Genomic DNA, 19,124 nt, shown 5'->3' on the forward strand with positions numbered 1-19,124 from the left:
GGCCGAAGCCGACCGGCCCTTCGGTGTAGCCGGTCTCCATTTTCAGGATGAAGCCCTGGGCCCACTCCTCGGCCTTGGACTGGCCGTCCCCCGAACGGAAGTCGCGGTTCATGTAGAAGTTGCGCAGGTCGATGCTGGCCTTGCTGTCTTCGATGAAGGCGGCCGAAGCCGTGTTGGACATGCCCAGGATGGCTGCAGCCAGGCTGGAAAGCAGGAAGGTCCGGCTTGCTGGTTTCAGTTGCATAGCTATCTCTCTTGTTGTTGTGATCGTTGATGCAGCTGTTGAGCCCGACTGCCAACTGCCCGGGCTCGGATTACCACTTCATGCGGTAAAGCGGTGTCGCGCTCAGCGCGCGGTGCTTCTGGGCACGCGGCCCAGCAGATAGAACTCGTCGTTGGGCGGGGTGCGCGCCATGGACACCAGGCGGTTGGAGAGGCCGAACAGCCCGGCGATGGCGCCGATGTCCCAGATGTCGTCGAGGCTGAAACCCTGGGCCTCCAGCCGCGCTTGCCAGGCGTCGTCCAGCACGCCGCGCCCGGCGGCCAGGTGCAGGGCGAAGTCGAGCATCGTGCGCTGGCGTTCGGAGATCGGCGCGGTGCGGTAGTTGACGGCGATCTGGTCGGCCAGCTGCACGTCCTTGGCGAGGATCCGCAGGATCGCGCCATGGGCGACCACGCAATACAGGCAGCCGTGGTCGGCGCTGACCGCCACCACGATCATCTCCTTCTCGGCCTGGGTCAGGCTGTCGGCTTCGCGCTCCATCAGCGCATCGTGATAGGCGAAGAAGGCGCGAAACTCCGCCGGCCGATGAGCCAGCATGAGAAACACGTTGGGGATGAAACCGGCCTTTTCCTGCACGGCGAGAATCCGTTCGCGCAGGTCGGCGGGCAGCGTGTCGAGGCTATCGGACAGCGGAAAACGGCTGATCGACTGAGTAGTAGGCAGCGCCATGGAAAGCTCCTTTTCGGATGAGCGAATTGCCGGCCGGGCGAACCCGGCCGGTGCCGGTCAGTGCTGTTCGCTGATGCCCAGCTCGACCACGCTGATTTCGCGCATGCGGAACTTCTGCACCTTGCCGCTGATGGTCATCGGGAAATCGTCGACGAACCGGATGTGCCGCGGCCTCTTGAAGTGGGCAATGCGGCCCTTGCAAAACTCGCGCAGCGCCTCGGCCTCGACCTGATGGCCCGGGTGCAGCTTTACCCAGGCGACGATCTCCTCGCCGAACTTGCTATCCGGCACGCCGATCACCTGCACGTCGGCCACCGCCGGATGGGTGAAGAGAAATTCCTCGATCTCGCGCGGGTAAACGTTCTCGCCGCCGCGGATGATCATGTCCTTGTTGCGGCCGACGATCTTGATGTAACCCTCATCGTCCATTACCGCGAGGTCACCTGTGTGCATCCAGCGGGCGCCGTCGATGGCATCGCGGGTGGCGTCCGGGTTGTTCCAGTAGCCGAGCATCACGCTGTAGCCTCGGGTGCAGAGTTCGCCAATCTGCCCGCGCGGCACCACCGCGCCGTGCTCGTCGACAATCTTGCTTTCCAGATGCGGCTGGGTGCGGCCGACGCTGGTCACGCGACGTTCCAGGTCGTCGTCGGCGCTGGTCTGGGTGGAGACCGGGCTGGTTTCGGTCATGCCGTAGGCGATCTGCATTTCCGCCAGGTGCATGTCGTCGATGACGCGCTTCATCACCTCGATCGGGCAGGTGGAGCCGGCCATGATGCCGGTGCGCAGGCTGCTGAGGTCCAGCGACTGGCGCTCCGGGTGATCGAGCATGGCGATGAACATGGTCGGCACGCCGTACATGCCGGTAGCCTTTTCCTCGGCCGCGGCCTGCAGTGCCGCCAGCGGTTCGAAGGCGGCGCTCGGGTAGATCATCGTGGTGCCGTGGGTGACACAGCCGAGATTGCCCATGACCATGCCGAAGCAGTGGTACAGCGGCACCGGAATCACCAGGCGGTCGTGCTCGGTCAGCCTGAGGCTCTCACCGACCATGTAGCCGTTGTTGAGGATGTTGTAGTGGCTGAGCGTGGCGCCCTTGGGGAAGCCCGTGGTGCCGGAGGTGTACTGGATGTTGATGGGGTCGTCGAACTGCAGGCGCTCGCCGCACTGGCGCAACTGCTCGGGGCCGACCTGCTCGGCCATCTCCATCAGCGCCTGCCACTGCAGCATGCCGTCCACCGGCTTGTCGCACAGGCTGATCACACCGCGCAGCTCGGGCAGCATATGGCTCTGCAGGGCCCCGACGGCGGCGCTTTCCAGCTCCGGCAGCAGCTCGTGGAGCATGGCGTGGTAATCGGACGTCTTGAAGGCATCGGCGCAGATCAGCCAGCGGCAGCCGGACTGCTTCAAGGCGTACTCAAGCTCGCTGAGGCGGTAGGCGGGATTGATGTTGACCAGCACCACGCCGATCTTCGCCGTGGCGAACTGGGTGATGCACCACTGGGCATTGTTCGGTGACCAGATGCCCACTCGTTCGCCAGCTTGCAGTCCGAGGGCCAGCAGGCCACGCGCGCAACGGTCCACCGCCTCCGCCAGTTCCGCCCAGGTGTAACGCAGCTGCTGATGGCGCACCACCAGGGCCTCGCGCTGGGGAAAGCGCTCCACGGTACGGTCGAATGCCGCGCCGATGGTCATGGGCAACAGGGGTTTGCTCTGCGGTCCGCAGGTATAGCTCGGAAGACTCATGACGATTTTCCTCAGTCTTATGTTTGTTATGAGGCGTGCTCGCAAGGGTGCTGGCGCTGCTGACAGTCACCCTAGGCCACGATTACGTTAACGTAAAGGTAACTAGCTGACAATATGTCGCAGGGTAGGCGAAAGTCGGGGAACTTGAGCAGTCAAATGGCCATTATCTGGTGACGAATAGCAGGGTCAGCCGCGGCCAGATCGGCGCTGACACGACGTGTCGGAAGGCATGCCTGAGCGGCGCAAAACGGTTGCGCCAGAGCCTCAGCAACGATGCCGCGCATGCGTCTGCCGAAGACGCCTCGTCAGGCGCCTCCACGCTGGTACTCGTGATGGAAGTCCAGCGCGGCGAGGTTCTTGTCCTTGGCTTCGAGCATGATGTCGAAGCGATCGAGAAACTGAAACGCATAGCGATTCGTCCAGTGGTTCCACATGCGTTTGCTATGCGCATAGAGGTCGCGCTTGTTGACCTGCTCCAGCAACTCGGGGAGTTCCAGCTTCTGCTCCGGCGCGAAGCCTAGCTCCATCAGGCTCTCCTGCGGCTGCGAGTAGTGCATGGTCGGCCGCACACCGCGCCAGCTTTCCAGAACGCGCTCGATACGCGGGTCGTCCGGCTCGATGTAGCGGCCCTCGTGAATCCAGCAGTGATGGATATCCAGCACCACCGGCGCGAGGTCCGCGAGGCTCAGGCAGTCGTCCAGGCCATAGGTCTTTTCGTCGTTCTCGAAGGTGATGCAGTGGCGCGCCTCGGTCGACAGGCGCGGCCACACGGCACGCACCCCCTCGGCGCCGAGCCGCCCGGCGATATGCAGGTTGCATTTGAAGTCCTGGAAGCGCCGGCCGTAACCCATCATGCGGATCATGTCGGCGTGGTATTCGAATTCCGCCAGGCTGTTTTCCACCACCTGCGGCTTGTCCGATCCCAGCACGCAGTACTGGCCGGGATGCATCGACAGGCGGATTTCGTTGGCCCGTGCCAGTTCGCCGATCGCGGCGAAGCCAGCCTCGAGGCGGTTCCGTATCTCGGCGCGACGGTAGAACGGCGCGATCTCGGCATGGCTGTAGAACGGCAGCAAGTCGCTGGACAGGCGCAACATGCGCAGCATCGGCGGCAACGTGGCGACGTATTCGAGCAACACCCGCTGGGCATTCAGGTTGTGCTCGACGATCTCCTCCAGCCTCGCCTCGGCCGCGGCGCGACCGACCGAGGCCATCCAGCGCAGCGTGGTGCTGCGCGGATTGAAGGTGCGCTCGATGCGCTCCAGCTCCTTCAGCGAGAGGCTCTGTTGCGGGTGGCGATACATGCAGGCGAAGCCGATGCGGGGCATGGAGTTTTCTCGTCGTGGCAGGCCGGCGTTGCGGCCACTGCCTGTTTAGTCCCGCCGGGCTCGCGCCGAGTGCCCCTCCACCGACGAAACACCACCGCGCGCCACCAACCGACGGCCGCACCTTGACGGGCCTATGCTTGCAGCATGCCGACTTGGCGGTGTGTTGACAGACCCGCAGCGGACCTTTACGTTAACGTAAAGCAGCGAACGATCATCCATACCGATGACGTCAGACCGCTACCAGAGCGCCGGCCTGCACTCCGCCGACGAACGAATCCTCTGAAAACAGAACAATTACAAGACAAGCAGGTGGCCCCTATGAACTACTCCAGCCTCAATTTCGCCCTCGGTGAAACCATCGACATGCTGCGCGAGCAGGTCCAGGCCTTCGTCGCCGCCGAGATTGCCCCGCGCGCCGAAGCCATCGATCAGGAAAACCTGTTCCCGGCGGACATGTGGAGAAAATTCGGCGAGATGGGCCTGCTCGGCGTGACCGTCTCCGAGGAGTACGGCGGCGCCGGCCTCGGCTACCTGGCCCACGTGGTGGCGATGGAAGAAATCAGCCGCGGCTCGGCCTCGGTCGCCCTCTCCTACGGCGCCCACTCCAACCTGTGCGTCAACCAGATAAACCGCAACGGCAACCCCGAGCAGAAGGCCCGCTACCTGGCCAAGCTGATCAGCGGCGAACACGTCGGCGCGCTGGCCATGAGCGAGCCGAATGCCGGCTCCGACGTGGTCTCCATGAAGCTGCGCGCCGAAAAGCGCGGCGACCGCTACGTGCTCAACGGCAGCAAGACCTGGATCACCAACGGCCCGGACGCCAACACCTACGTGATCTACGCCAAGACCGACCTGGACAAGGGCGCCCATGGCATCACCGCATTCATCGTCGAGCGCGACTGGAAGGGCTTCTCCCGCGGCAACAAGTTCGACAAGCTCGGCATGCGCGGCTCCAACACCTGCGAGCTGTTCTTCGATGACGTCGAGGTGCCGCAAGAGAACGTGCTGGGCGCCGAGAACGGTGGCGTCAAGGTGCTGATGAGCGGCCTGGACTACGAACGCGTGGTGCTGGCCGGCGGCCCGACCGGGATCATGCAGGCCTGCCTCGATGTGGTGGTGCCCTATATCCACGACCGCAAGCAGTTCGGCCAGAGCATCGGCGAGTTCCAGTTCATCCAGGGCAAGGTGGCGGACATGTACACCCAGCTCAACGCCAGCCGCGCCTATCTGTATGCCGTCGCCCAGGCCTGCGACCGCGGCGAGACCACCCGCAAGGACGCCGCCGGGGTGATCCTCTATACCGCCGAAAATGCCACGCAGATGGCCCTGCAGGCGATCCAGATCCTCGGCGGCAACGGCTACATCAACGAATTTCCCACCGGCCGCCTGCTGCGCGACGCCAAGCTCTACGAGATCGGCGCGGGCACCAGCGAGATCCGCCGTATGCTGATCGGCCGCGAGCTGTTCAACGAATCCAGGTGAGCCTGCAGGCAAAAAGAACGCCCCCAGCCTCGTAGGGTGGAAAACCGCGAAGCGTTTTCCACCGCAGTCGGTGGATGGCAATGCCATCCATGATGGAATTGAACGGAGCCAACCATGGCCATCCTGCACACCCAGATCAATACCCGTTCGCCGGAGTTCGCCGCCAACAGCGCAGCGATGCTTGAACAGGTGAACAACCTGCGCGCCCTGCTCGGCCGCGTCAGCGAAGGCGGCGGCGCCACCGCCCAGCAGCGCCATGTCTCGCGCGGCAAGCTCTTGGTGCGCGAGCGCATCGATACCCTGCTCGACGCCGGTTCGGCCTTTCTCGAACTCGCCCCGCTGGCCGCCCATGAGGTCTACGGCGAAGACGTCGCCGCCGCCGGCGTGGTCGCCGGTATTGGCCGCGTCGAAGGCATCGAGTGCATGATCATCGCCAACGACGCCACCGTGAAAGGCGGCACCTACTACCCGCTGACGGTGAAGAAACACCTGCGCGCGCAGACTGTCGCCCGCGAGAACCGCCTGCCCTGCATCTATCTGGTGGACTCCGGCGGCGCCAACCTGCCGCGCCAGGACGAGGTGTTCCCGGATCGCGAGCACTTCGGCCGCATCTTCTTCAACCAGGCCAACATGAGCGCCATGGGCATTCCGCAGATCGCCGTGGTCATGGGCTCCTGCACCGCCGGTGGCGCCTATGTGCCGGCGATGGCTGACGAAACCATCATGGTGCGCAACCAGGCGACCATCTTTCTCGCCGGCCCGCCGCTGGTAAAAGCCGCCACCGGTGAGGTGGTGACTGCCAAGGAACTGGGCGGGGCCGACGTGCACTGCAAGACCAGCGGCGTTGCCGACCACTACGCGGAGAACGACGAACACGCGCTTTCCATCGCCCGCCGCTGCGTGGCCAACCTCAACTGGCGCAAGCTCGGCCAGCTGCAGACCCGCGAACCGCGCGCACCGCTGTATGCCGCCGACGAGCTGTACGGCGTAATTCCGGCGCAGGCCAAGCAGCCCTATGACGTGCGCGAAGTGATCGCACGGCTGGTGGACGGCAGCGAGTTCGATGAATTCAAGGCGCTGTTCGGCACCACGCTGGTCTGCGGTTTCGCCCACTTGCACGGCTACCCGATCGCCATCCTCGCCAACAACGGCATCCTCTTCGCCGAGGCGGCGCAGAAAGGCGCGCACTTCATCGAACTGGCCTGCCAGCGCGGCATTCCGCTGCTGTTCCTGCAGAACATCACCGGTTTCATGGTCGGGCAGAAATACGAGGCCGGCGGCATCGCCAAGCACGGCGCCAAGCTGGTTACCGCGGTGGCCTGCGCCCAGGTGCCGAAGTTCACCGTGCTCATCGGTGGCAGCTTCGGTGCCGGCAACTACGGCATGTGCGGCCGCGCTTACGACCCGCGCTTCCTCTGGATGTGGCCCAACGCGCGCATCGCCGTGATGGGCGGCGAGCAGGCCGCCGGGGTACTCGCCCAGGTCAAGCAGGAGCAAAGCGAACGCGCCGGCAAGAGTCTCGGCGACGACGAGGTGGCCGCGATCAAGCAGCCGATCCTCGAGCAGTACGAGCGCCAGGGGCATCCCTATTACTCCAGCGCGCGACTGTGGGACGACGGCGTGATCGACCCGGCGCAGACCCGCAAGGTGCTGGGGCTGGCGTTGTCCGCCGCGCTGAATGCGCCGATCGAGCCGACCCGCTTCGGCGTGTTCCGCATGTAATCCGAGCCGTCGGCAGCCAAGCGCGCCGGCGACTGCAGTCCCATCGAGGATGCCGAGATGACCGATTTCCAGACCATCGAACTGAACAAAAACGCGCGTGGCGTGGCCACCCTCTGGCTTAACCGCGCGGACAAGAACAACGCCTTCGACGCCCGGGTGATCGGCGAACTGAACGCGGCGCTGGCCCAGGTGCAGGACGATGCCAGCATCCGCTTCCTGATCCTGCGCGGGCGCGGCAAGCACTTCTCCGCCGGCGCCGATCTCGGCTGGATGCGCGAGTCGGCCAAACTCGACTACCAGGCCAATCTCGCCGACGCTCACGAACTCGGCGAGCTGATGCAACGCCTCTACCAGCTGCCGCAGCCGACCCTGGCCGTGGTGCAGGGCGCGGCCTTCGGCGGCGCGCTGGGGCTGATCGCCTGCTGCGACATGGCCATCGGCGCCAGCGACGCGCTGTTCTGCCTGTCGGAAGTACGCATCGGCCTGGCCCCGGCGGTGATCAGCCCGTTCGTGGTCAAGGCCATCGGCGAGCGCGCCACCCGCCGCTACGCGCTGACCGCCGAACGCTTCGACGGTAAGCGTGCCCGCGAACTCGGCCTGCTCGCCGAGACCTACCCGGCCAGTGAACTGGACGCCGCGCTCGAGCAGTGGGTCGACAACCTGCTGCTCAACAGCCCGCAGGCACTCAAGGCCTGCAAGGACCTGCTGCTGGAAGTGGGCGATGGCGATTTCAGCGCCGACCTGCGCCAGACCACCGAACAGGCCATTGCGCGCCTGCGCACCAGCCCGGAAGGTCAGGAAGGCCTGAGCGCCTTTCTGGAAAAACGCACGCCCGCCTGGCAGGAGCGCGCGTGATGACTGGGCTTCTGTGGGGTGCCCGCTCGTATACGTTGTCGCGTACGCGCAGTGAGAGGGTTGCGTTGTGTGGTGGTCGGGCGGCTGTGTCGGCCCTTGGCATCGCCCCCTCACCCCAGCCCTCTCCCTCAGGGGGCGAGGGGGTTTGGCCGTGCGGGGTCTGGAGCGCGATGCAGTTGCAGCCAAAAAACCAAAGCGCACCACGCGGCCACCGCCACGACGCTCGGCCTGCTGCCTCCATCCGGCAAGCCGCCGACAACCAAACCACATCATTCCTCCGCCTCACTCCGTCATCCCCTCGCCCCTCAGGGGAGAGGGCTAGGGTGAGGGGAAACCCACTGAAGGCCACGCAGGAGCCACAACAATGATTACCACCCTCCTGGTTGCCAACCGCGGCGAGATCGCCTGCCGCGTGATGCGCACCGCCAAGGCCATGGGCCTGACCACCGTTGCCGTGCACAGCGCCATCGACGCCACGGCGCGCCACGCCCGCGAAGCTGACATCTGCATCGACCTCGGCGGCGCCAAGCCGGCCGACAGCTACCTGCGCATCGACAAGCTGATCGAGGCGGCCAAGGCCAGCGGCGCCCAGGCGATCCACCCGGGCTACGGCTTTCTCTCGGAGAACGCCGAGTTCGCCCGCGCCATCGAACAGGCCGGGTTGATCTTCCTCGGCCCGCCCGCTTCGGCCATCGACGCCATGGGCAGCAAGTCCGCCGCCAAGGCGCTGATGGAAGAAGCCGGCGTGCCGCTGGTACCGGGCTACCACGGCGAGGCGCAGGACGTGGAGACCTTCCGTGCCGCCGCGGAAAAGATCGGTTACCCGGTGCTGCTCAAGGCCACCGCCGGTGGTGGCGGCAAGGGCATGAAGGTGGTCGAGCGCGAGGCGGACCTGGCCGAGGCGCTGGCGTCCGCCCAGCGCGAGGCGCAGTCGTCGTTCGGCGACTCGCGCATGCTGGTGGAAAAATACGTGCTCAAACCGCGCCATGTGGAAATCCAGGTCTTCGCCGACCAGCACGGCAACTGCCTGTACCTGAACGAACGCGACTGCTCGATCCAGCGCCGCCATCAGAAAGTGGTTGAAGAGGCGCCAGCGCCAGGCCTCTCCCCCGAGCTGCGCCGCGCCATGGGCGAAGCTGCGGTAAAGGCCGCCCAGGCCATCGGCTACGTCGGTGCCGGCACGGTGGAATTCCTGCTCGACGCCCGTGGCGAATTCTTCTTCATGGAAATGAACACTCGTCTGCAGGTCGAGCACCCGGTCACCGAGGCCATTACCGGCCTCGATCTGGTCGCCTGGCAGATTCGCGTCGCCCGCGGCCAGCCGCTACCGATTCGTCAGGAACAGGTGCCGCTGATCGGCCATGCCATCGAGGTACGGCTGTACGCCGAGGATCCGGACAACGATTTCCTCCCCGCCACCGGCACCCTCGATCTCTACCGTGAAGCGGCGGATGGCCCGGGCCGTCGCGTCGACAGCGGCGTTGCCGAGGGCGATACGGTGTCGCCGTTCTACGACCCGATGCTCGGCAAGCTGATCGCCTGGGGCGAGAACCGCGAGGAAGCGCGCCTGCGCCTGCTGGCCATGCTCGACGAGACCGCCGTCGGCGGCGTGCGCACCAACCTCGCGTTCCTGCGCCGCGTCGTCGGCCACCGCGCCTTCGCCGAGGCCGAGCTGGATACCGGCTTTATCCCGCGTCACGAAAGCGAACTGCTGCGTCCGGCTGGCGAGCTATCTGATGCCTTCTGGCAGCAGGCTGCGGAGTGCTTCGTGCAGACCGAACCGACCAAGGTACGCGGCGACGATGCCCATTCGCCGTGGTCCAAGCGCAGCGGGCTGCGTTTCGGCATGCCGGCGCAGATCAGCCTGCATCTGCAGTGCAATGGCGAAAGCCGCCGGCTGCGGGTCGACGCCACCGTACCGCAGTCGAACGTCCGTACACCCAAGGCGATTCGCCAGGGCAACCGGCTGTATCTGCAGTGGAACGGCGAATGGCTCGCGGTGACTACCTTCGACCCCATCGCCGAAGCCGAGGCCAGCCACCAGCACCACGGCGGTCTGACCGCACCGATGAACGGCAGCATCGTCCGCGTGCTGGTGGAAGCCGGCCAGCATGTCGAAGCCGGCACCGCACTGATCGTGCTGGAAGCGATGAAGATGGAACACAGCATCCGCAGCGCCCAGGCAGGCGTGGTCAAGAGCCTGTTCTGCAGCGAAGGCGAAATGGTCAGCGAAGGCGCGGTGCTGCTGGAGATGGAAGAGGCGTGACGGTCGCCATGGTGAGCAAGGCTTCGCCGTTGTTCACCTACGTCCCCCGCAACCAGTAGGGTGGAAAACGCCGCAGGCTTTTCCACCGGTAGCCGGACGCCTCGGCTGACACACATAGACCGGTGAGCCCGCCAATCGCGCTCACCCCAGGAGGACATATGAGCCTGCCCAAACAGGTCCGGCTGGTGGAAGTCGGCCCGCGTGACGGTCTGCAGAACGAGCAGCAGCCCATTAGCGTGGCGGACAAGGTGCGCCTGGTGGACGACCTGAGCGCCGCTGGCCTCAGCTACATCGAAGTCGGCAGCTTCGTCTCACCCAAATGGGTGCCGCAGATGGCGGGCTCCGCCGAGGTCTTCGCGCAAATCCAGCGCAAAGCCGGTGTCACCTACGCGGCGCTGACGCCGAACATGAAGGGCCTGGAGGCGGCCATCGAAGCTGGCGTGAAAGAGGTCGCGGTGTTCGGTGCGGCCTCCGAAGCTTTCTCGCAGAAGAACATCAACTGCTCCATCGCCGAGAGCCTGGCACGCTTCGCGCCTTTGATGGAGGCTGCCCGCGAACACGACATTCGCGTGCGTGGCTACGTTTCCTGCGTGCTCGGCTGCCCTTACGAGGGTGAGGTATCGCCAGCCAAGGTCGCCGAAGTGGCCCGCGAGCTGTATGCCATGGGCTGCTACGAGGTTTCCCTTGGCGACACCATCGGTACCGGCACGCCGGGCAAGACCCGCACCTTGTTCGATACCGTGGCCCGTGAGGTGCCGCGCGAGCGGTTGGCCGGGCATTTCCACGACACCTACGGCCAGGCGCTGGCGAATATCTATGCCAGCCTTCTGGAAGGCATCGCCGTGTTCGACAGCTCGGTCGCCGGCCTCGGGGGTTGCCCGTACGCCAAAGGCGCCAGCGGCAATGTCGCCAGCGAAGACGTGCTGTACATGTTCAACGGGCTGGACATAGCCACCGGCATCGACCTCGATGCGTTGATCGGCGCCGGCCAGCGCATCAGCCAGCTGCTGGGGCGTGCCAATGGTTCGCGGGTCGCCCGCGCCAGGCAGGCCGGTTAGCGGCACCGATTTTGCTAAACCCTATTCGTCGGGCGGCCATCTATCGGACCACCCGGCACAGATAGAACAACAAGTAGAGGTAATTCATGAACAAGATTTACCCCAGCGCCGCCCACGCTCTGGAAGGCCTGGTCGAGGACGGCATGACCATCGCCGTCGGCGGCTTCGGCCTGTGCGGCATCCCCGAGCAGCTGATCGCCGCCCTGCGCGACAGCGGCAAGAAGGACCTGACTGCCATCAGCAACAATGCCGGCGTCGACGGCTTCGGTCTCGGCCTGCTGTTGGAGACGCGGCAGATCAGCAAGATGGTTTCCTCCTACGTGGGTGAGAACAAGGAGTTCGAGCGCCAGTACCTGGCCGGCGAACTGGCCCTGGAATTCACCCCGCAAGGCACTCTGGCCGAGAAGCTGCGTGCCGGCGGCGCGGGCATTCCGGCGTTCTACACCAAGACCGGCTACGGCACGCTGGTGGCCGAAGGCAAGGAAACCCGCCAGTTCAACGGCGAGTGGTACGTGATGGAGGAATCCCTCACCGCCGACCTGGCCCTGGTCAAGGCGTGGAAGGCCGACAAGGCCGGCAACCTGCTGTTTCGCAAGACCGCGCGCAACTTCAACCCGCTGGCAGCGATGGCCGGCGAGGTCTGCGTCGTCGAGGTGGAGGAGATCGTCGAGACCGGCGAGCTGGACCCGGACCAGATTCACCTGCCGGGTATCTACGTGCATCGCATCGTGCACAACCCGAACCCGGAAAAACGCATCGAAAAACGCACGGTGAGGAGCTGAGACCATGGCCTGGACACGTGAACAGATGGCGCAACGCGCCGCCCAGGAGCTGCAGGACGGCTTCTACGTCAACCTCGGTATCGGCCTGCCTACCCTGGTCGCCAACTACATCCCGGAAGGCATGGACGTCTGGCTGCAGAGCGAGAACGGCCTGCTCGGCATCGGCCCCTTCCCGACCGAGGAAGAGATCGACCCGGACCTGATCAACGCCGGCAAGCAGACCGTCACCGCCCTGCCCGGCTCGAGCTTCTTCGACAACGCGCAGAGCTTCGCGATGATCCGCGGCGGTCACATCAACCTGGCCATCCTCGGCGCCATGCAGGTGTCGGAAAAGGGCGACCTGGCCAACTGGATGATCCCCGGCAAGATGGTCAAGGGCATGGGCGGCGCGATGGATCTGGTGGCAGGCGTCAAGCGCGTCGTGGTGCTGATGGAGCACACCGCCAAGGGCGGCGCGCACAAGATCCTGCCGGCCTGCGACCTGCCACTGACCGGCCTCGGCGTGGTCGACCGGATCATCACCGACCTCGGCGTACTGGACGTCACCGAGCAGGGCCTGAAGCTGGTTGAGCTGGCCGAAGGCGTCAGCTTCGATGAGCTGCAAGAGGCGACCGGCAGCCCGATCCAGCGCTGAAACCTGGGTGCGGGAAGGACGCCGGAGCATCCCTTCCCCGCCGCGTCTTCCCGCCTGCCCCGAACGCCCTCAAGCCGGCTGCCCGCCAGCACTGGCCAGTCACTTAGGCGCCCGTATACTGCGGCATTGGCCGGCCTGCGAGGCCGCTTCTCCTGTGTCGTTCGAGGGCACCCTTTCCCGGAGTCAGGCCGCGCGCCTGGCCCTCGCGTTACGCCCCAGCGTAGCGCCTTTTAATTCGGAGTCCGTCATGCAAGACGTCGTCATCGTAGCTGCAACCCGCACCGCCATCGGCAGTTTCCAGGGCGCGCTGGCCAATGTGCCGGCGGTCGAACTCGGCGCCACCGTGATCCGCGCGCTGCTGGAAAAAACCGGCATCGACCCGGCCCAGGTCGATGAAGTCATCCTCGGTCATGTGCTCACCGCCGGCGCCGGTCAGAACACCGCGCGCCAGGCCTCGATCAAGGCCGGCCTGCCGCACGCGGTACCGGCCATGACACTGAACAAGGTCTGCGGCTCGGGCCTCAAGGCCGTGCACCTGGCCGTGCAGGCGATCCGCTGCGGCGACGCCGACGTGGTCATCGCTGGCGGTATGGAGAACATGAGCCTGGCGCCCTACGTCATGCCCGGCGCGCGCACCGGCCTGCGCATGGGCCACGCACAGATGGTCGACAGCATGATCACCGACGGCCTGTGGGACGCCTTCAACGACTACCACATGGGCATCACCGCAGAGAACCTCGCCGACAAGTACGGCATCGACCGCGCCCAGCAGGACGCCTTCGCCGCGCAGTCGCAGCAGCGTGCCGCCGCCGCCATCGAGAGCGGCCGCTTCGATGCCGAGATCACCCCGGTCATGATTCCCCAGCGCAAGGGCGAGCCGCTCGCCTTCGCCCGTGACGAGCAGCCCCGCGCCGGCACCACGGCCGACTCCCTTGGCGGCTTGCGTGCGGCCTTCAAGAAGGACGGCAGCGTCACCGCCGGCAACGCTTCGACCCTCAACGACGGCGCCGCCGCGGTGGTGCTGATGAGCGCCAGCAAGGCCGAGGCCCTGGGCCTGCCGGTGCTGGCGAAGATCGCCGGTTACGCCAACGCCGGCGTCGACCCGGCGATCATGGGCATCGGCCCGGTTTCCGCCACTCGCCGCTGCCTGGAAAAAGCCAACTGGTCGCTGGCTGAACTGGACCTGATCGAAGCCAACGAAGCCTTCGCCGTTCAGGCGCTGTCGGTGGGTAAGGAATTGGGCTGGGATGCCGATAAGGTCAACGTGAACGGCGGCGCCATCGCCCTCGGCCACCCGATCGGCGCCTCGGGCTGCCGTATCCTGGTGACGCTGCTGCACGAGATGCAGCGCCGCGATGTTCGCAAGGGCCTGGCAACACTGTGCATCGGTGGTGGCCAGGGAGTAGCCTTGGCAGTCGAACGCCCCTGAGCGCACCGTCGCGGCAGGGCATGCTGGCAGACACGCGCCCGGTTCGCCAGGCGCGACAGAGGATGATCGGAAGAATCATGGCGAAACAGACCTACAGTATTTCCGACCTGGCCAATGAGCTGGATATCACCACTCGCGCCATCCGCTTCTACGAAGAACAGGGCATGCTCACGCCGACCCGCCGCGGTCAGGAACGCATCTATTCACCCAAGGATCGCGTCGCGCTGAAGCTGATCCTGCGCGGCAAGCGCATCGGCTTTTCGCTGGCTGAATGCAAGACGCTGATCGAGCTCTACGATCCCAAGGCCGGCAACCAGAAGCAGCTGAACATCATGCTGCAGATGATCGCCGAGCGGCGCCAGCAGCTGGAGCAGCAGCTACTCGATATCCAGCAGATGCAGCTGGAACTGGACACCGCCGAGGAGCGCTGCCGCAGCGCCCTGGAAAGCACCCTGGCCAAGCAAGCCGCCAGCTGATCGCACACCCTCTGCTCTACTCCTCTCATCCGGCGTCGCGCCCCGCGCAACGCCGGATTTCGTTTTGTCCAGCAGTCAGTCATTGCGACCGTCCATAGAGCTGGACATGTTCCAGAATTCCAGACACCGCCGCGTGTTCACCTGAGCAGTGTCTGCCGCAGCGGACACCGCTATCGCCCTGCAATCATCCGAATGCCGCTGCAGAGCGCGCCTTTCCTCGCTCGCGAGCGATAGGCACAGAACCTGCAATCCACCCCGCGACGCCAGAACAAACCAAAGAACAAGACTGGCGCCGGATCGGCAGCATCGGCTCGGCCTCTGTTCTTGTTCTGGCCTGTTAACGCCCTCGACCCACGGGCGGTTACGCGTCCGCCCTCGGGCACCAGAACAACAACAAGAAGGAAACCTGCATGTCGACCAAGAACAAACTCTCCCGTATCGCCTGCGCCATCGGTGCGACCACCCTGCTCGGCGCTAGCCTGCTCAGTGGCGTCGCCAGCGCCGCGGAAAAGATCCGCTGGCAGGTGCCGTTGGCCTTCCCTTCGCACCTGATCGGCCTCTCCACTCCGGTCAAGCACCTCTCCGAATCGCTCAAGGCCGTGTCCGGCGGCGACATCCAGCTGCGCTACTACGAGCCGGGCGAGCTGGTGCCGCCGTTCGAGATCATGGATGCGGTGAGCAGCGGCAAGTACCCGGCCGGCTACACCTGGATCGGCTACGACCAGGGCACCATCCCGGCCCTGCCGCTGTACTCCGGCGCGCCGTTCAACATGGAGCCGCCGGCGCATCTGGCCTGGTACTACCAGGGCGACGGCAAGAAGCTGCTCGAGGAGATCTACGCCGAGCGCAACATCCACCCGATGCTGTGCAGCATCATCGGCCCGGAAGGCGCCGGCTGGTTCGCCAAACCCATCGAGAAGCTGGATGACTTCGATGGCCTGCGCATTCGCTTCGCCGGCATCGGCGGCAAGGTGCTGGAAAAGCTCGGCGCCTCGGTGACCATGGTGCCGGGCGGCGAGATCTACCAGGCGCTGGAGCGCAAGACCATCGACGCCACCGAGTTCTCGCAGCCGGCGGTGGACAAGATGCTGGGCCTGGACCAGATCATCAAAAACTACATCATGCCCGGCTGGCACCAGACGCTGACCACCTCGCACCTGCTGGTGAACAAGGACGTCTGGGACAAGCTCAAGCCGGAAAGCCGCGCACTCATCGAGATGGGTTGCGAGTCGGCGACCCTCAAGGGCTTCGCCGAAAGCGAGTGGGCACAGCCGACCGCGCTGCGCGACTACCAGAAGCAGGGCGTGAAGGCCCAGGTGTTGCCTGAGCCGGTACTGCGCGAACTGCAGAAGGTCACCGATGAAGTGCTCGACGAGATGGCCGCCAAGGACGAGATGTTCAAGCGCGTGCTGACCAGCCAGCGCGAGTTCATGAAGCACCACTCGATCTGGCACGGCATGGGCTACCTGCCGCGCGACTTCTACAAGTACGACTGACGGCTACGCGCTGTGGCCTGTGCGGTGAGTGGGTTGAGGCAATGAGCAGCAACGCTGCATCGGGGCCATGGGCGCCGAAATTGACCAACCAGACTTACCAAACAGGCCACTAACCCGCGGGCACGGCAGCGTGCCCGCCTCCTATCCCTTGTGTCGAGATTTCGAGGTCCGCCGTGTCCTTCAAGCCCGTCTCTCCCGATGCGCCAGCGCCCGACGCGCTGCCGTACAACCGCATCTCGCGGCCGCTGGATCGCCTGCTGGTGGCCATCGGCGAAGCCAGCGCCTGGCTCTGGCTAGCGGTGCTGCTGGTCGTGCTGGCCAATGTGTTCAGCCGCTTCGCCCTCTCGCGTGGCTCCATCGCGCTGGAGGAAATGTCCTGGCACCTGTTCGGCGCCGCGCTGATGCTTGCCCTCGCCTATGCCGTAGTGCGCGACGACCATGTGCGTGTCGATGTGCTGAGCGAACGCTTCAGCCTGCGCAGCCGCGCCTGGATCGAGCTGGTCGCCATCGTGCTGCTGGCGTTGCCAGTGATCGCGCTGATGATCGATGCGCTGATTCCCTACGCCTACAAGGCCTACCTCTACAACGAGCGCTCCCAGGCACCCAGCGGGCTGCCCCATCGCTTCATCTTCAAGAGCGTGCTGCCCATCGGCCTCGCTCTGGTGGCGCTGGCGCTGCTGTCCCGCGCGTTGCGCTGCAGCACCCTGCTGTTCAATTTCCCGCGGGCCCTGACGGCCCCCTCGGACGAGCGCGACCGCACTCGTTCGCAGCCCTGATGGAGTAGTCGCAATCATGGGTCTGGAAGAAATCCTCGTCATCGCCATGTTCGCCAGCTTCATGGGCCTGCTGCTGCTCGGCTTCCCGGTCGCCTGGTCGCTGGCCGGCATCGGCCTGCTGTTCGCCGTGGTCGGCTATGTGCTGGTCGAACATTTCGACGCCAATCTCTGGTTCACCTGGGACGGCACCATCGGCGTGCTCGACGCGCGCATCTACGGCATCGTCGCCAACGAGCTGATGGTCGCCCTGCCGCTGTTCATCTTCATGGGCATCATGCTCGACCGCTCCGGCATCGCCGAACGCCTGATGCACAGCCTGGTACGCGTACTCGGTCCGCTGCGCGGCGGCTACGCGGTGACCGTGGTGGTGGTCGGCATCCTGCTCGCCGCTTCCACCGGCATCGTCGGCGCCTCGGTGGCGCTGCTCGGCATGCTCTCCATCGGGCCGATGCTGCAGGCCAATTACAACAAGAGCCTGGCGGTGGGCACCGCCTGCTCGGTGGGCACGCTGGGCATCCTAATTCCGCCGAGCATCATGCTGGTGCTGATGGCCGACCGCCTCGGCACCTCGGAAGCCTCTGTGGGCAAGTTGTTCATGGGCGCGTTGATCCCGGGGATGATGCTGGCGCTGATGTACATCCTCTACATCGTGGTCGCCGCCTGGCTGAAGAAGGACTTCGCCCCGGCACCGGCCAACCGGCCGAAACTCGACGCCCGTGCCCTGCTCGACGTGTTCTGGGCCGTGGTGCCGCCGCTGGCGCTGATCTTCGCCGTGCTCGGCTCGATCTTCTTTGGCATCGCCACCACCACCGAGGCCTCCGCCGTCGGTGCCTTCGGCGCCTTGCTGATGGCTGCGGCCAGCCGCCGATTGAGCCTGCCGGTGCTCAAGGATGCGCTGTACCAGACCAGCCGCACCGCCGCCTTCATCTTCGGCATTTTCATCGGCGCCACGGTATTCGCCGCCGTGCTGCGCGGCCTGGGTGGCGACGACGTGATCCGCGCGGCGCTGACCGGCCTGCCGTTCGGCCAGACCGGCGTGCTGCTCACGGTGCTGGCGATCACCTTCCTGCTGGGGTTCTTCCTCGACTGGGTGGAGATCACCCTGATCATCCTGCCGCTGGTAGCGCCGGTGCTGTTTTCCATGGGCGTCGATCCGCTGTGGTTCGCGATCCTTTTCGCGCTGTGCCTGCAGACCTCGTTCCTCACGCCACCGGTGGGCTTCGCGCTGTTCTACATCAAGGGTGTCTGCCCGCCAGGCATCACCACCCGCGATGTTTACCTCGGCGTGCTGCCCTATATCGTCATCCAGCTGATCGGGCTGGCGCTGGTGTTCTACTTCGCCCCGCTGGCCACCTGGCTGCCCAACGAAGTGTATAGCCCCTGAAAACTACCTGCGTTGGCAATACTGCGTTAGAACCGGCCTCAGAATGCTCATTTACAACACGTAAACTCCGCTTCTTCGGCCGCTTCTGCCTTGTCTTGCCTGCCTCGGCAACGTTTTCTCCAGCGTCTACAACGTCCTCCGGCTGCCTTGCCCGTGGCAGCCGGGGCCAACCATAATCGGTCGCCCCAGAACGGACCCTGACTGCCCATGAGCATTGCCCGCGACGCACTCGACAACCACGGCCTGATCGTCGGCGTTTCGCCGGAACGCTTCCGCGCCGTGGCCATGCCGCTGCTGTTCGACCACCTGAACGCGCAGTGCGAGGGCACCATCGCGGTCAACCGCCAGGCGCGCATCGTCTGGATCAACGACAAGTACGCCGAGAAGGTCGGCATTCGCGATCCGGCCAGCGTGCTCGGCAAGGAAATCGAAGAAGTCCTGCCGGCCAGCCGCCTGCGCGAGGTGGTGGAAAGCGGCCTGCCGAGCATCATCGACCTGATGGCCTTCGGCGACGAGCACTTCGTCGTCACGCGCATTCCGCTGCGCGACGAGGACGGCACCCTGGTCGGCGCGCTGGGCTTCGTGCTGTTCGACCGCGCCCGCCATCTCAAACCGCTGATGTCCAAGTACACCAGCCTGCAGACCCAGCTGGTCGCTACCCAGAACGAACTGGCCAAGGCGCGCCGGGCGCGCTACACCATCGCCGGCTTCATCGGTAACAGCCCGGCCGCCAGCGAGATCAAG

At 65.3% G+C, this 19,124-nt stretch carries 17 protein-coding genes; 13 read left to right on the top strand and 4 right to left on the bottom strand.

Translation table 11 applies throughout. The features are described 5' to 3' along the window. The 4 genes from LO50_RS08930 to LO50_RS08945 form a co-directional block, all read right to left on the bottom strand. On the bottom strand, positions 1 to 244 hold a 244-nt coding region (locus LO50_RS08930), incomplete at its 3' end, for an OprD family outer membrane porin (RefSeq protein ID WP_044314760.1). 102 nt (positions 245 to 346) lie between these two features. Further along, the gene (locus LO50_RS08935) at positions 347 to 952 is read right to left on the bottom strand and encodes a peroxidase-related enzyme (RefSeq protein ID WP_044314761.1); all 606 of its coding nucleotides are present in this window, start codon (positions 950 to 952) and stop codon (positions 347 to 349) included. Positions 953 to 1,009: 57 nt separating this feature from the next. Then, entirely contained in the window at positions 1,010 to 2,692 is a 1,683-nt protein-coding gene (locus LO50_RS08940; RefSeq protein WP_044314762.1) for an AMP-binding protein, read from the bottom strand. 305 nt (positions 2,693 to 2,997) lie between these two features. Continuing rightward, entirely contained in the window at positions 2,998 to 4,020 is a 1,023-nt protein-coding gene (locus tag LO50_RS08945) for a UV damage endonuclease UvsE (protein WP_044314763.1), read from the bottom strand. 318 nt (positions 4,021 to 4,338) lie between these two features. On the opposite strand from LO50_RS08945, the gene LO50_RS08950 reads away from it, so the two are divergent. The 13 genes from LO50_RS08950 to LO50_RS09010 form a co-directional block, all read left to right on the top strand. Next, complete coding sequence (locus LO50_RS08950) at positions 4,339 to 5,502, top strand: isovaleryl-CoA dehydrogenase (RefSeq protein WP_044314764.1); 1,164 nt, start codon at positions 4,339 to 4,341, stop codon at positions 5,500 to 5,502. A 114-nt stretch (positions 5,503 to 5,616) separates the two neighbouring features. Continuing rightward, positions 5,617 to 7,224 carry a carboxyl transferase domain-containing protein gene (locus LO50_RS08955; protein ID WP_044314765.1) on the top strand — a complete coding sequence of 536 codons (1,608 nt, stop codon included), beginning with the start codon at positions 5,617 to 5,619 and terminating at the stop codon, positions 7,222 to 7,224. A gap of 57 nt (positions 7,225 to 7,281) precedes the next feature. Further along, positions 7,282 to 8,079 (top strand): gamma-carboxygeranoyl-CoA hydratase, encoded by a 798-nt coding sequence (locus tag LO50_RS08960; protein WP_044314766.1) that lies wholly within the window; start codon positions 7,282 to 7,284, stop codon positions 8,077 to 8,079. Between the two features lie 364 nt (positions 8,080 to 8,443). Then, positions 8,444 to 10,345, top strand: coding sequence for an acetyl/propionyl/methylcrotonyl-CoA carboxylase subunit alpha (locus LO50_RS08965; protein ID WP_044314767.1), 1,902 nt, complete (start codon positions 8,444 to 8,446; stop codon positions 10,343 to 10,345). Between the two features lie 158 nt (positions 10,346 to 10,503). After that, positions 10,504 to 11,403, top strand: a complete 900-nt coding sequence (locus LO50_RS08970; protein WP_044314768.1) for a hydroxymethylglutaryl-CoA lyase — start codon at positions 10,504 to 10,506, stop codon at positions 11,401 to 11,403. 86 nt (positions 11,404 to 11,489) lie between these two features. Beyond that, entirely contained in the window at positions 11,490 to 12,185 is a 696-nt protein-coding gene (locus LO50_RS08975) for a CoA transferase subunit A (RefSeq protein WP_003294550.1), read from the top strand. Between the two features lie 4 nt (positions 12,186 to 12,189). Continuing rightward, complete coding sequence (locus LO50_RS08980; protein ID WP_003280093.1) at positions 12,190 to 12,819, top strand: CoA transferase subunit B; 630 nt, start codon at positions 12,190 to 12,192, stop codon at positions 12,817 to 12,819. A gap of 247 nt (positions 12,820 to 13,066) precedes the next feature. Next, complete coding sequence (locus LO50_RS08985; protein WP_044314769.1) at positions 13,067 to 14,248, top strand: acetyl-CoA C-acetyltransferase; 1,182 nt, start codon at positions 13,067 to 13,069, stop codon at positions 14,246 to 14,248. 77 nt (positions 14,249 to 14,325) lie between these two features. Next, a complete protein-coding gene (locus LO50_RS08990) occupies positions 14,326 to 14,724 on the top strand; it encodes a MerR family transcriptional regulator (protein ID WP_014597531.1) in 399 nt (132 codons plus the stop codon). A gap of 410 nt (positions 14,725 to 15,134) precedes the next feature. After that, complete coding sequence (locus tag LO50_RS08995; RefSeq protein WP_044314770.1) at positions 15,135 to 16,220, top strand: TRAP transporter substrate-binding protein; 1,086 nt, start codon at positions 15,135 to 15,137, stop codon at positions 16,218 to 16,220. A 173-nt stretch (positions 16,221 to 16,393) separates the two neighbouring features. Then, positions 16,394 to 16,996 carry a TRAP transporter small permease subunit gene (locus LO50_RS09000; protein ID WP_042922371.1) on the top strand — a complete coding sequence of 201 codons (603 nt, stop codon included), beginning with the start codon at positions 16,394 to 16,396 and terminating at the stop codon, positions 16,994 to 16,996. 16 nt (positions 16,997 to 17,012) lie between these two features. Continuing rightward, positions 17,013 to 18,380, top strand: coding sequence for a TRAP transporter large permease (locus LO50_RS09005; RefSeq protein WP_044314771.1), 1,368 nt, complete (start codon positions 17,013 to 17,015; stop codon positions 18,378 to 18,380). A gap of 207 nt (positions 18,381 to 18,587) precedes the next feature. Beyond that, a partial coding sequence (locus LO50_RS09010) for a PAS domain-containing protein (protein WP_044314772.1) occupies positions 18,588 to 19,124 on the top strand: 537 nt, incomplete at its 3' end.

Origin of the sequence: Stutzerimonas stutzeri (assembly GCF_000935215.1) — a bacterium.
GTDB lineage: Bacteria > Pseudomonadota > Gammaproteobacteria > Pseudomonadales > Pseudomonadaceae > Stutzerimonas.

What these genes read in the sequence shown, in the direction of transcription:
- LO50_RS08935 (WP_044314761.1), bottom strand. Translation starts at nt 952, where the DNA reads ATGGCGCTGCCTACTACTCAGTCGATCAGCCGTTTTCCGCTGTCCGAT.
- LO50_RS08940 (WP_044314762.1), bottom strand. Translation starts at nt 2,692, where the DNA reads ATGAGTCTTCCGAGCTATACCTGCGGACCGCAGAGCAAACCCCTGTTG.
- LO50_RS08945 (WP_044314763.1), bottom strand. Translation starts at nt 4,020, where the DNA reads ATGCCCCGCATCGGCTTCGCCTGCATGTATCGCCACCCGCAACAGAGC.
- LO50_RS08950 (WP_044314764.1), top strand. Translation starts at nt 4,339, where the DNA reads ATGAACTACTCCAGCCTCAATTTCGCCCTCGGTGAAACCATCGACATG.
- LO50_RS08955 (WP_044314765.1), top strand. Translation starts at nt 5,617, where the DNA reads ATGGCCATCCTGCACACCCAGATCAATACCCGTTCGCCGGAGTTCGCC.
- LO50_RS08960 (WP_044314766.1), top strand. Translation starts at nt 7,282, where the DNA reads ATGACCGATTTCCAGACCATCGAACTGAACAAAAACGCGCGTGGCGTG.
- LO50_RS08965 (WP_044314767.1), top strand. Translation starts at nt 8,444, where the DNA reads ATGATTACCACCCTCCTGGTTGCCAACCGCGGCGAGATCGCCTGCCGC.
- LO50_RS08970 (WP_044314768.1), top strand. Translation starts at nt 10,504, where the DNA reads ATGAGCCTGCCCAAACAGGTCCGGCTGGTGGAAGTCGGCCCGCGTGAC.
- LO50_RS08975 (WP_003294550.1), top strand. Translation starts at nt 11,490, where the DNA reads ATGAACAAGATTTACCCCAGCGCCGCCCACGCTCTGGAAGGCCTGGTC.
- LO50_RS08980 (WP_003280093.1), top strand. Translation starts at nt 12,190, where the DNA reads ATGGCCTGGACACGTGAACAGATGGCGCAACGCGCCGCCCAGGAGCTG.
- LO50_RS08985 (WP_044314769.1), top strand. Translation starts at nt 13,067, where the DNA reads ATGCAAGACGTCGTCATCGTAGCTGCAACCCGCACCGCCATCGGCAGT.
- LO50_RS08990 (WP_014597531.1), top strand. Translation starts at nt 14,326, where the DNA reads ATGGCGAAACAGACCTACAGTATTTCCGACCTGGCCAATGAGCTGGAT.
- LO50_RS08995 (WP_044314770.1), top strand. Translation starts at nt 15,135, where the DNA reads ATGTCGACCAAGAACAAACTCTCCCGTATCGCCTGCGCCATCGGTGCG.
- LO50_RS09005 (WP_044314771.1), top strand. Translation starts at nt 17,013, where the DNA reads ATGGGTCTGGAAGAAATCCTCGTCATCGCCATGTTCGCCAGCTTCATG.